Consider the following 13394-nt stretch of genomic DNA (forward strand, 5'->3'; position numbering starts at 1 on the left):
GGCGTTTCGCATTTATAGAGATTCTACTTTTAAACTGTATCGTATTTTAAACTGTATCGTACAAATATTTTTCTTTTATCTTCTCTGCTGTTTCATTACATCTTCTATCATGTTGATTTATTAAATCGGCATATACCAATATGGGTGGTACAGTCAAACCATCATGGGTTGATTTCCAGAATTTTTTATAGGCATGCACCTTTCCATTAGGGTCAGGAAGTAGTCTATATTTTTTCATCAAATCACTTCTACTTTCATCTGTATATATGGTTAGTTCGGCTGGGTTTAAATAATTGGTTAATATATCACCGGCAGGTTCTCCTCCCCAAAGCGTTGTATTTTGCTGTAAACCAATGTTTCGCCAATTATTAAAATCATTTTCTTTTAGAAAGCGAAATGAACCTATTTTGAGAGAGGGTTTTAGCCTTTCTTCATAGTTAGTTATCCATTTATCTAAAAAGTCTTTTTTATTGGTTAGCTTGTACTGGTCTTTACTCAACTTAATTAAATAGCCCATTTCTTTCAAGCCTGTAATCACATAGTTAATATTGCCCAGACTAACCTCTGTAATATTGGCTATCTCTCGATAAGGTCGGTTTATAGTATTTTCATCGAGTAAAAAATGAAAAACAACCTTCAGTCCAGTCTTTGAAAAAGCCCTATTTCCTTTGTCCTTTACTTCCTGAAGTGTCTTTTGGTTATCGATCCAAAGCAATATTCCAGATTGCTTAAGCCATATATTTCCATTAGCTTCCAAATATGCAATTTGGTTTTGCCTTAATTCTTGTTTTATATTAGGGAATATCCGATTAGCTACTACCATAAGTGAACCATAGCGTTGTTCCATTTCTATAATTTTGGCGAGTTGATGGTTACGTAGTTCCTGTTTTACTTCAACATTGAATTTTAGGAGTTGTTGGTCTATGATAAGTTCCATTGTACCATCTAATTCATGTATTCCATGCTCGTTCCAATTGCCTGCAACACCAATATTTGCTTCAAGGTTTTCAAGTGCCAACTGTGTTATCTCGTATTCCTTCATGTTCATTTATTTTTTATGTACACGAAACGTGAACATATATTTTTCGTGAACAATAATAATCGATTGTATTATTTTTTCAAAAGAAAATCAGATTTTTTTCAATATTGTTGTTTTGATTTCCATTCGTTCATAGGCAAAAAATACTGAATACCTTTTGATTTCAGTTCAAACTTTAGGTTTTTAGCTGGGTTTTGAATACGGTGGAGTTCAGGAGTTGTTTTGCAATTGATTACAATATACAACCATGCTGAATCGCCTAATTGAGCCAAGCGATTCATTTCATTTTCGCTAATCATCACGCTTCCATCCGCTCCACTACGTCCTTTTACCTCAATATATCGTTTGATTGCCTCGGGGCTAATACTACGAATATCATAACCTTCATTGTTGGCACTAACATCGACAGGTTTCCAACCAGCACTCACTTCGTAGTTCATGGCAGTTTGCATGGCAATAGCCTCTGCTTCGTCATCACGACTCATGCCATAGTGACCAAAATATTCTATTTGATTCAGGGGCACAACATAGGCACATCCTAATACTTCTGGAGCTTTTGGGCTAAGTTGAGTCATCAACTCAAGTTTCTCTAAACGGCTTTGCTTTTTGAGGACAAGTTCTTTTAGTTTTTCCTCCTTTTTTTGTATTTTCTCATGTACTTTCAAATCTCCCATCATAAGTTTCGTTTGAAGTTCTTGAATTTGGACTTGCAAATCTAAAATTACTTGGGTAAAAGCAGTTTCGAGGTACGATTTACGGTCGGCACTATCTTTTTCGACATGGTTTTTCGTGTCTTCAAATTGTTGAAGTGTGATATTACCAAAGCTCCATTGTACTACATCTTCTTGATTAACCACCGTAGGCGGTTGAATAGGCTTGGTAAATTCTACTGGAGGGTGAAGGTCAATAAACTTGGCAGGTGAGGTAATATCAAACTTACCAGTCTTATTTTGGCAAATCATAACCAAACGTTCGTCGGCAATGCTATCATCTTGTTTGCTGGGTCTATTATCTACAATTTGAGATTTTACAAAAAAAGCAAAGAAATCCTCTTTATCGTCAGGAGAAATAAGAATAGTTCCTTTGAGCATATCTTCTCTAAATTTTTGACGAATCACTTTTACCAAGCTATCGAATATAGCATTACCCGGATTGATATAATGAACCGTACCCAAGTCACCAACATTCTGATAGTCGAGAAACACTTGTTTATCAAAGCAAAAGTTGATTTGCCTTAAAGTATCAGCAAAGATATTATAATCATAGCGCAGTGTTAGGGCAACATCATCGGGCAATTTATCAATACGATAAATATCCTTGCGTAGTTCAGTGAATTGACCTCCCAAGTAACTAAAAGCTTTTTCAAAGAATAAACGAATATAAATTGGTTGCAAGCGTTTTTCATCAGAATTTTCTTTGAGCGTTCGGGCATCCTTAAAATCGACATGACTATGAGCCAATTTATGTTTTTGTTCCTTGATTTTTTCCTGAAACCTAATTTTCAATTGTTCGTCATCTTGAGATAAAAATGTATTAAGTTCGGTTTCTTTGCCATTAAATACTGAATCAATAATAGCATTCAGTTGGACATCTTCTAATACATCTTGAATAACATCATATACTCTGTCGTCGCCAATACCTTCACGGATAATGTCTAACTTGGTCAATAGTCTTTGTAAAACACTCCCTTCTTTGGTATTGCTTGCTACCATGTTGAATACTAAAACATCCTGTTTTTGTCCGTAGCGATGAATACGACCCATACGCTGCTCTAAACGATTAGGATTCCAAGGAATGTCCCAGTTGATTAATAAGCGACAAAACTGTAAGTTTATACCTTCCCCTGCGGCATCAGTAGCAATCAATATTTGGGTATTAGATTGAGCAAAATCCCATTGAGCTTTACGGCGTTCGTCAACCGTTTTACCACCATGTATTGTAGCTACACCATAACCACCACTACCTGAAAGTCGTTTTTCAAGGTAAGTAAGCGTGTCTTTATGTTCAGTAAAAATGACTAATTTTTCATTATTTTCCAGTACGCCATTAGAAGTAAGGAGGTCTTGCAATTGTTGAAACTTTTTTTCCTCTTGGTTTCGATGATATAGCGATTGAGCCATCTCGAAAAGTCTTTTTACTTCGGATGCTTCTCGCTGAATTTCACTTAGGCTTTTGGCTGTGGTAAATAATTTAAACTTACGAGGGTCTGAAAGAATATTTTCTAAGGCTTCTCTTTCATCATCTTCAAGTTCTTCGTAATCCTCAATATTATCTACATCAAACTCTTCTAATTTATGACGTTGTGACCATAAATTAGGATTTTTTGTTACTTCATCAACAATTCCTTGTAATGCTTTCCAACGCTTTTCAAGTGTATTTTTGATGGCAAATATTGAACTTACCAAGCGTCGTTGCATAACTGTAAGAGCTAACGAAACATGGATGTTTTTGGTTTCGGATGCCTCTTCTTTTTGCTTTGATAAATAATCGGTTACAGCATCATAAAGCTCTTTTTCTTCAGGCGTTAATTGATAGGCTACCGTTTTTGTAAAACGCTGTTTGTACAAGGGCATTCCTTGCCAGTCTTTCATGTCTTCCTTTAAGCGTCTGATAAAAAACTTATTAATACCATTTGCTTCAATTTCTTTAATTCTGGAAGAAGCTATTTCGTTGGTGGCAAAAATATCTTCGTCCAATAACTGAAGCAGTTTTTTAAATGTATCTGTTCGTCCACGGTGTGGTGTAGCAGTAAGGAGTAAAATATGTTCACATTGTTGAGATAATACTTGAGCGGCTCTATATCTTAGAGAAAGATATTGTTTTCGACCATAATCATACGCCGATAACTTATGACACTCATCAAAAATAATCAAATCCCAATGAGAATTACTGGCAACATTCAATACGTCTTCACGAGAAATAAAGTCAATGGATGTTACAATTTTATTAGTGGTATGAAAAACATTAGGGTCAGACGAAAATATACTCCGATTGACTAAAGTAAATGGAATATTAAACTTAATACTCATTTCATCTTCTTGCCATTGTTTGGTGAGTCCTCCGGGCGTAACTATTAAAATACGTTCAACCGTTCCTCGCATTAATAATTCTTTAATGAGTAAACCTGTCATGATAGTTTTTCCAGCACCAGTGTCATCAGCCAATAAAAATCTAATTTTGGGTAGAGGCAAAAGGAATTTATAAACTGCTTCTACTTGGTGTGGTAATGGGTCAACAATACTACAATTGACGGCAAAAAGCGGGTCGAATTGATACGCTGAGTTGATTCTTTCAGCCTCTGCAAAGAGTAGAAACTTAGACGCTTCTCCCCTGAAATTGAAACTGCCTTCTTCTGTCAATACTTCTAGTTTTTCAAAGTCGGCAAGTGAGATAACTTTTGAATTGACTTTATTGGAGTTGACACCAGTAAATTTCAGAGATACCATAGTACCTAATGGCTGAATCTGATTAATAGTTACAGGTTCTGAGGGGATAAGATTCTTTACAATTTGGTTTATCTGAATAGACATTAATTGGAGTATTTTTTGATTTTGAACTATATATGTAAATGTAAACCATTTTCTGAACAGTTTATCAAGAAGCTGAATAATGACTACAAATTACAATGAAAAGATGAAGTTACTCTACAATATAGAGCCTTATTTTAAGATGTTATGATAGTACATTAAAAATTATACTATATTTTAAAAGACTTATACTTTGTAGTAAGGAGAGAATAATGAATTGAGAAATCTTATCGAAATGAAGGGATTACTTTATCGTAGGACTTAAAAAGAAAAATTACAAGTATGAGTTTAAACAAATCCCCAAAATGTTTAAACCATGTTTAAACCGAGATTTAGAGTTTAAACCAAAATAAACAAAAAAGTCTCATAATCTACTGATTATGAGACTTTTAATTGGCGGTCTGGACGGGACTCGAACCCGCGACCCCATGCGTGACAGGCATGTATTCTAACCAACTGAACTACCAAACCTTTTTTGCAATTTTAACAACTTGTTAACTTTTTGTTACCCCGTTGTTTTATTGTGATGCAAAATTAGTCGTTTTATTTTAGAATACAATACCTTTGTCAAAAAAAAATCAAAAAAAATAATGAGAAAACCTTTTGAAAACGAGTTTCCTGATGGTAAGTATTTTTCTTTTTATATAGAAAAGGTTGAAAGTCAAAATGTTATTGAAGTACTTACAGTGCAGAAAGATGTCGTAAAAAATTTATATAAAAATTTGTCTGAAGAGCAAAAAATGTATCGATATGCCGTTGGAAAGTCGACTCCACAACAAATTTTAGGTCACCTCACCGATACAGAACGCATTTTTGGCTACCGAGCTTTAGCAATTGCTAGGGGTGAAAAACAATCTTTACCCAGTTTTGATGAAAATGAATACATGGATGCCTCTGATTTTAATGAACAACCTTTTGAATCTTTGTTAGAACAGTATCGTTTAGTAAGAGAAAGCTCTATCGCCCTGTTTTCATCATTCTCTGAAGAAGTAGCGTCGAGGATTGGAATAGCGAATGGAAATGCAGTTTCGGCAAGGGCTTTGGTTTGGATGATTGCTGGACATGAACGCCACCATTTGAATATATTAAAAGAGCGTTATAATATTGCGTAGATTTTCAAGGAATATACAACAGTAGAATACATTTAAGATGAAGTTTTATAAATATCAAGGTACTGGTAATGATTTTGTAGTGGTAGATGACCGTTCACAAACTTTTCCTGTTTCACAAGAATTGATTGCCCATTTATGCCATCGTCGTTTTGGGATTGGTGCAGATGGTTTAATGCTCTTGCAAGAAGCAGAGGGCTATGATTTCAGAATGGTTTACTTCAATGCGGATGGTACAGAGGGGTCAATGTGTGGTAATGGTGGTAGATGCTTAGTGCGTTTTGCCCATGATTTAGGTATTATTGGCGACTCTACAGTATTCATTGCCGTTGATGGTGAACATGAGGCGAAGGTGACAAAAGAGGTAATCTCATTAAAAATGATTGATGTAAATCAAATAGATAAAACACCTGAATATGATTTTATGAATACTGGCTCGCCACATTATGTAACGTATGTGAGTGATTTGACTAACTATGATGTATTTAATACTGGCAAGACTATACGTTATGGTGAACCTTTTGTAAGCAAGGGGGGAACGAATGTGAATTTTGTAGAGGTAACTGGCGAAAACGCTTTATCTGTACGTACGTATGAACGTGGTGTTGAAGATGAAACTTATGCTTGTGGAACAGGAGTGACGGCTTGTGCTTTATCTGCCAATATTCGTTTGGGCTTTGAAAATTTTGTGGATATAAAAGTGATGGGCGGACAGCTAAGGATTGAGTTCGAGCGAACTGAAAACGGCTACCAAAACATTTTCTTAATTGGTCCAGCCATCAGAGCTTTTGAAGGTGAAGTTGATTTGACCGTTTAAACTACGGATTTACGATAACTGGCTCGTCTGTTTGGGCTAGTGGATTTCTAGCTTTCTTTCTGTTAATAAATAAGTAGTTAAAACTTTTGGTGTATAGCAAACTAGCTCCACCCGACGTAAAAGTCTGATAGGTATTCAATGCACCTAAGATAGATGTTTGAATATTTCTGTTATATGTTTTAAATCTCAGGCTTCCGTCTTTCGTAATAAACCATTCCAATGCCCAGTCGCCAATAAGTGATTGGGCATTTGTTTGATTGGTGGCCGTAGTAAATCCTCCGCTTCGTGTAATCCTAAAACGGTCGTTGAAATTATAGGAAAGCCTAAGTTGTAAATTATTGATTAAATCTTGGTTCAATCCATTACCGTTCAGCGATAGGTCAACATTTAGGTTTTGGTCAATCTTAGAGAATACATTACTCAACTGATTGGATAATAGCTCCGTTAAATTACTCACTAAGTTAGCCGCTGCAAAGGCACTAGCATTCGTCTGCGAAACCATTTGTCCTAACAACAACACATTACTTACCTGTCTGTTTAGTTCTTGTTCATCCGTTTTCATCCTGTTTTCAAAAGCGGTAACAGCCGAATTAAAATCAGGGTTTTGAGGATAATCGTGCATTCTCAAATTAAACGAAATGGTTGGTTGTAACAGCCTATCTTTTAAGTTAATCGTAATATCTACAGGATATCGTCGAGTATAATCTGCTTTACTGCGTAGTTCTTTTCCTCTACCCGTTGAATCTATTACTGAACCCAAATAGCTTAAATTTTGGGTGTAAGCAGCACGAATATCAACAATGGCCTCGTATGGATTACCCGACCATGAGATTTTACTTCCTCGTTGAATATTAAACTTTTTATTGATAATGTTCTGAAATGTAAAGGTATAATCTCCACGCTCTATGTTATAATCACCCGTCATATCAAAGCCTCCTCTGGTATCCACTTTCAGGTTAATAATACCCGACCCATTCGCACGCATAATATCACCAGTTTGTTTGTCGAACTGTACTTCGCCATAGGCATCAGGTGTAATTTCAAAGTTGAAATCCATTTTAATACCACTAGTTGAGGTATTATTAAGGGCTAAATTTTTATTGAGAGAATCTTTGGCGACTCTCGCACTCATAAATTCAATCTCTTCTTGGTTCCCAGCATCTTGAGCTTTATCAAGCGGAATATACAATTTTGTTCCTCGGTCACTTCTTAAGTCGGCTGAGATAGTTAAGTTATCAAACGTGCCTCCTAAATTTAGTTTTCCTGTTGCATAGGCGGTGCCATAATAGGTATCATTATCTCTTCTGGTGGTATTCAAAATTTTGAAACGATTCATCGTCGTACTTAACTGAACATTAAATGTCTTGTCACCATCAAAGAAAACACTGCCTTTCAATGTCCCTTTATTGCCTTCGTCGTCCGTAAGGCGAAGACTTTTAGCTCTTACTTCATCAGGCTCAAACGTGATTTTATCTTCAAAGTTCAGTGTCGATTTAAGGTAGTCAAAGAACAGCGTTCCTCTTTTAATATCAATTGCTCCTTCCAAAATTGGGTGCGAAGGTTTTCCAGAAACATTGATTGTACCTATGGCTACGCCACCAATTTTAGAGAAAAGTCCTTTCGTAAAAGGCTCTAAAATTTGCAGATTTGTTTGGTTCAAGGTCGCCAATAAGTCTAGCGAGTTTTCGGCTTGCTTAGGGTCATAAATACCTCTGATTGTCAGCACTTGGTTTTGCAGACGTTCCAATGAATAGTTGATGTCAACCAATTGGCGTTCGTTATCAAAAATACCGTCACCCGTTACATTTCCAATCAAGAAATTATCAACATATAAATCTTTAATGCTCAGGCGACTATCAACGTTTATGTTTTTATAAATGTTTTTTAAATCAACCTCGCCATTCACTAACCCTTTCATATTCAATGAAATGATAGGTGCTAGGGTTTCTAGTTGAAAATTTTTGGCTTTGAATGTCAGGTTCTTGAGAGAATCTTCCGAGAGGGTTCCGTTTAAGGCTATCAGTTGGTCTAAATTGCTCAAGTATAAGTCTTTCGCTGTGATTTCGTTGCCAATAATTGTCAGCGAGTTGTCTGGACTAATCTTCCAATCTTGATCTAATAAATGGAACTTAGAACGCTTGAATTGCAAGGCCAAACCGTCTTGAATAAACTGTAAAGTACCGTTCAAGTTTACTTGGTTGGTTGTTCCTTCTTGTTTAAGACCAGTCGTAAATCCAATTCTATCTACTGCCCAAGATGCTTCAGCTTCAAGGTTCACAGTAGGGGCTAATACGCCAAGTTTTTGTTTTTTGGAATTCAGAATCAAAGACGCTAGTATTTCTGGCGTGTTATAAAATTTCGAACTATTCAAATCTATATCCGACTGATAGAAACGATATTTTTGACCCAATACCAATGTATCTATTTTGGAACTAAGCGAAAAGGTAGAAGTATTACTAATTCCGAAAGTGCCTTCTATCAAAGTCTTTTTTGAAATATGACCATCGGGGTAATAAAAGCCTAGAATGGGGTCAAAGTTTTTGAGGTAGAATTGATAGTCTATTTGATAATTCTGTGGAGGTGTTAATGTTTTTTTGGCATAGTATGCATTTCTAGTAGCTTCGTCACCCACAAAATAAATTTTATATTCCTCAACAAGTACCTTTAAATCTTCGAAAGCCTGACTAGGTTTGAAATTGCCTTTGAAGTCTAAGTTTACTAAATCTGATTCGATATTCAATTTTCTTCCTATCTCTTCAATTGTTGAGGTAATATAAAGAGAATCAAGGATTAAGTTTCTTTTGTCTAGCGTAACATACGTGTTGATAAACTTTGCCTTGCCTACTAATTCATCAATATTTTTCCCTTTTGATTGAACATCAAGAATGGTAGAAATCCGCCAGTCATCTTTGGTGAAATGAAGGTATTTTAGGTTAGCTTTAGATAATTTACCCAGCATATCTACATCGCTTTTGCCATTGCGTAAATCTACTTTACTAAATACGTTAAGCACCAAGTTGGTATCTTTAACAGCAATTCTACCATCAAAAAGCTCTTTGGCTAGTTTACCATTAATATCAATATTCTTGTAATTATAATCGTTGTAAGTGATTTGCTTGACGGTTCCATCAAAATTCAAACTAGCATTTTTCAGTGAAAAGCCTATGCCTTCTATCTTTCCAGAAAGAGAGATGTCACCCAATGAGCCTGCATTTTCAATTAGTTTGCCTAATTTAAAATCTTCTAATTTCAATGAGCCTTTATAAGTAGAATTAGCTTCGTTAGCTTTTAAAACCATCGCTACATCCACATCCGATTTCCCTAAATCAGAGGTAATCAAGCCCGTCGTTTTAAAATTAGAAGTCGTCCCTTTGAACGCTCCATCAAAAGTAATATTATTAAATTTTTCAATGGCTTTTACAGGGTCTTTTCCAATGTATTTCTCTAAGTCATTGACAAAAACATACGATTTTCGCATGTTGAAATCCATATCTGTTGTAGGAATATCAGGAAGTCCTTTAAACGAAAAATCACCCCGTAGCTTAGATTTTTGCCCGAAGTATAAATCAAAATTATGAAGTTTAAACTCATTCACAGTACCATCAAATTTGCCATTGAGGTAATACACATCTTTGTATTGATACATATCATTCACAAATCGAGCAATGTCGTTGGCTACTACTACTGAAGAGTCGAAATTAGCATGCATTTTTACCCTAGCATTCCAATGTTTAAAGTCTTTTTGACTTTTGAACGACATTACGATGTTATTTCTTATTACCGAACTATTCACTTTCAGTAATAAATCATCAAAACGCATCTGTGTATCCGAAATCAAGAAATGTGTTTTCAGGGTTTTAATCCTGAGGTCAGATGAACGGTCGTAGGCTTTTAGCGTTGTCTGAAAAGTAACAGTATCTCTTATTAACGTAAAATTCTTAAGATGTGCATTCAGTTCATGCAACTTGAAATGATAATGGTCGAATGACTTTCGGTCGTTCATATAAGGTTCCGATTCATCATTCATGCTAAAAATCCCTTCTACAATATCAGCTTCACCAATGATAAAAGGCGTTGGTTTATGCTTGGGGTTTGGTGTAGGCGAAGCCGTCAATTTATTAATCCGACGAATAAATTCATCAATATTCAAATCTCCGTTTTTATCCGTTACCAAACCCACCTTCGGGTGATATAGCCTTACATAATCTAGCTTTGTTTTGAGGGAATCCTGTAAAAGACTTTTTAATTGAAAATCAAGGTCGAGCTTTTCAATATCAATCATTTGGTGATTCTGATAATCTTTTACTCTTACGCCTTCCAGTGTAGCTTCATCAAAAAAACGAATAGTTACTTTGTCGATTTCGATAGGATAGCCAAGGGCTTGAGAGATTTTAGGCGCGTAATATTGAGCAATTCTGGTTTGTAAATAAGAACTCCTCAAAGCCAAAGACCCCAAAACAGCCAACAACAATAAGCCTACTACAGTGTAGAGAATTATTTTTGTCAGTATTTTAGAAACCTTTATGAACATTTATTTTTTACTATATTAAAACTGGTTGAATGCTAAGAATAAGATTTAGAGAAACAATAGAATTACTAAGGTATTGGGTTTATATATGTTCTATCAACTAGCATTCATTATCTTTGCATTATTATGACAATCTTAGCAATCGAATCATCATGTGATGACAGCTCAGCGGCTGTAATTATTAACGGCAAACTTTGTTCCAACATTGTAGCAAGCCAAGCCATTCATACAAAATGGGGTGGGGTTGTACCTGAATTAGCAAGCCGTGCACATCAACAACATATTGTACCAGTTGTGGCAGAGGCACTTGAAAGAGCGAAGATAACAAAAAATGACCTAAATGCCATTGCTTTTACGCGTGGACCGGGTCTTTTAGGTTCATTATTAGTAGGGACTTCCTTTGCAAAAGCTTTAGCAATGGGTTTGAATATTCCCTTGATAGATGTTCACCACATGCAAGCGCACGTTTTGGCACATTTTATTGACGAACCCAAGCCAAATTTCCCCTTTTTATGCTTAACAGTAAGTGGCGGACATACACAAATTGTTTTTGTACGTTCAGCTTTAGACATGGAAGTAATCGGCGAAACGCAAGACGATGCGGTTGGAGAGGCGTTTGATAAAACAGCAAAACTGTTGAATTTACCTTACCCAGGCGGGCCATTGATTGATAAATATGCCAAAGAAGGAAACCCAGAAAGATTTCCGTTTCCAATGGTAGAAATGCAAGGCTTGAACTATTCTTTTTCAGGCATCAAAACGTCTTTCCTGTATTTTTTACAGAAAGAAGTTAAACAAAATGCCAATTTTGTAGAGGAAAATATAGCAGATATTTGTGCTTCTATGCAGGCTACCTTGATAAAAATATTATTACAAAAACTTAAAAAGGCGGCTAAGCAATATAAAATCAAAGAAATTGCCATTGCGGGTGGCGTTTCGGCTAATTCTGGATTAAGAGCAGAGTTGCAAAAAATGGGTGAGCAAGAAAACTGGAATGTATATATACCCGCTTTTCAATACTGCACAGATAATGCAGGAATGATAGCGATGGCGGCGCATTTCAAAGCAGAAAAAGGAGTGTTTTGTTCACAAGATGTAAGCCCTTTGCCAAGAATGGCTTGGTAATTGTGCTTTATCTTTTTGGGGCTACAAGTAACCAAACTTGTAGCCCTTTTTTATATCATGTTCTGGCAAAGGACTTCTTCATTAATATTTCCTTACCTTTGTCACTTAAAAAACACAATTTTGGCAACATTCAAAGAATTAGGCGTATCTGAACATTTCATCCAAGCAATGACTGAAATGAACATCAATAAGCCTACTGAAATACAGGAAAAAGCAATTCCATATTTATTAAAGAATCAAAACGATTTTATCGGACAAGCCCAAACAGGAACAGGTAAAACTGCTGCTTTTGGTTTGCCGCTACTGATGAAGGTCAATCCTAAATCAAAAGAAGTACAAGCATTGATATTAGCGCCCACGCGCGAACTATGTCAACAAATAGCCAAGCATTTGTTTAAACTGACAAAATACGCTCCTGAAAAAATATTTGTTGAAGCAGTGTATGGAGGCGAAAAAATAGATATTCAGCTAAGAGCATTATCAAAACCAACGCAAATTATTGTAGCTACCCCAGGGAGGTTAATTGATTTACTAGCCAGAAAAGCGGTGAGTTTAACGGCTGTGAGAACCTTGATTTTGGATGAAGCCGACGAAATGCTAAGCATGGGCTTCAAAGATGAACTAGATAGTATTTTAAGACAAATACCTCATGATGGTACAAAATGGCTGTTCTCTGCTACTTTGCCAAGCGCTTTGCAGAAGTTGGTAGACACTTATATGTCTAAAAATACGCATACGGTTCAAGTTAGCAAAAGCGAAGTGGTGAATAACCTCATAGAACACCAGTTTTTTGTGTGCGATGAACGCGAGAAATTTAATTATGTGTTGCAGTTTTTAAATACGATGGGGGCTTCTACAGGTATTATTTTTTGTAGAACCAAAGCAGCAGTACAAACATTGACCAAACAACTTGTTAGCAAAAATATAGCAGTAGATGCTATCCATGGAGATTTGCAACAAAGTGAGCGAGACAAAGTAATGCGTGCGTTCAAAAACCATAAATTAAAGATATTAGTAGCTACTGATATTTCTGCTAGAGGGATTGACGTTGATGATTTAGCGTATGTTATTCACTATCAATTACCCGACCAACCAGAATATTATACGCACCGAAGTGGTAGAACTGCCAGAGCGGGTAAAAGAGGCATTTCGATTTGCTTTGTTAGCCAATCAGAGGTAAAAAGAATTTCAGAGTTTTCTAAATTGTTGAATATATCCTTTAGAAAATTATAACAAATGCTATTGTTTG

The 13394-nt window shown here is 35.9% G+C and carries 7 protein-coding genes and 1 tRNA gene; 4 read left to right on the forward strand and 4 right to left on the reverse strand.

Going from position 1 to position 13394, the window contains the following annotated elements:
- Nucleotides 1–46: 46 nt before the first annotated feature.
- The 3 genes from J2Y60_RS04235 to J2Y60_RS04245 all read right to left on the reverse strand — a co-directional run bounded on the left by J2Y60_RS04235 (nt 47) and on the right by J2Y60_RS04245 (nt 5037).
- Nucleotides 47–1042 carry a type IV toxin-antitoxin system AbiEi family antitoxin gene (locus tag J2Y60_RS04235; protein WP_309913745.1) on the reverse strand — a complete coding sequence of 332 codons (996 nt, stop codon included), beginning with the start codon at nt 1040–1042 and terminating at the stop codon, nt 47–49.
- A 98-nt stretch (nt 1043–1140) separates the two neighbouring features.
- Nucleotides 1141–4569 carry a helicase-related protein gene (locus J2Y60_RS04240; protein ID WP_309913747.1) on the reverse strand — a complete coding sequence of 1143 codons (3429 nt, stop codon included), beginning with the start codon at nt 4567–4569 and terminating at the stop codon, nt 1141–1143.
- Between the two features lie 391 nt (nt 4570–4960).
- A tRNA-Asp gene (locus tag J2Y60_RS04245) sits at nt 4961–5037 on the reverse strand.
- Between the two features lie 119 nt (nt 5038–5156).
- Between J2Y60_RS04245 and J2Y60_RS04250 the strand changes: the two genes are divergently transcribed.
- Nucleotides 5157–5678, forward strand: a complete 522-nt coding sequence (locus J2Y60_RS04250) for a DinB family protein (RefSeq protein WP_309913749.1) — start codon at nt 5157–5159, stop codon at nt 5676–5678.
- Between the two features lie 37 nt (nt 5679–5715).
- Nucleotides 5716–6492 carry a diaminopimelate epimerase gene (gene dapF / locus J2Y60_RS04255; protein ID WP_309913753.1) on the forward strand — a complete coding sequence of 259 codons (777 nt, stop codon included), beginning with the start codon at nt 5716–5718 and terminating at the stop codon, nt 6490–6492.
- Nucleotide 6493: 1 nt separating this feature from the next.
- Here dapF and J2Y60_RS04260 read toward each other — a convergent pair whose 3' ends face one another.
- Complete coding sequence (locus J2Y60_RS04260; protein WP_309913755.1) at nt 6494–11023, reverse strand: translocation/assembly module TamB domain-containing protein; 4530 nt, start codon at nt 11021–11023, stop codon at nt 6494–6496.
- Between the two features lie 123 nt (nt 11024–11146).
- On the opposite strand from J2Y60_RS04260, the gene tsaD reads away from it, so the two are divergent.
- Both tsaD and J2Y60_RS04270 read left to right on the forward strand, forming a co-directional pair.
- Complete coding sequence (gene tsaD / locus J2Y60_RS04265; RefSeq protein ID WP_309913758.1) at nt 11147–12145, forward strand: tRNA (adenosine(37)-N6)-threonylcarbamoyltransferase complex transferase subunit TsaD; 999 nt, start codon at nt 11147–11149, stop codon at nt 12143–12145.
- Between the two features lie 120 nt (nt 12146–12265).
- On the forward strand, nt 12266–13378 hold the full coding sequence (locus tag J2Y60_RS04270) for a DEAD/DEAH box helicase (protein ID WP_309913761.1): 1113 nt from the start codon (nt 12266–12268) through the stop codon (nt 13376–13378).
- Nucleotides 13379–13394 lie beyond the last annotated feature (16 nt).

It is taken from the genome of Arcicella sp. BE140, assembly GCF_031456255.1.
Lineage (GTDB): Bacteria > Bacteroidota > Bacteroidia > Cytophagales > Spirosomataceae > Arcicella > Arcicella aquatica.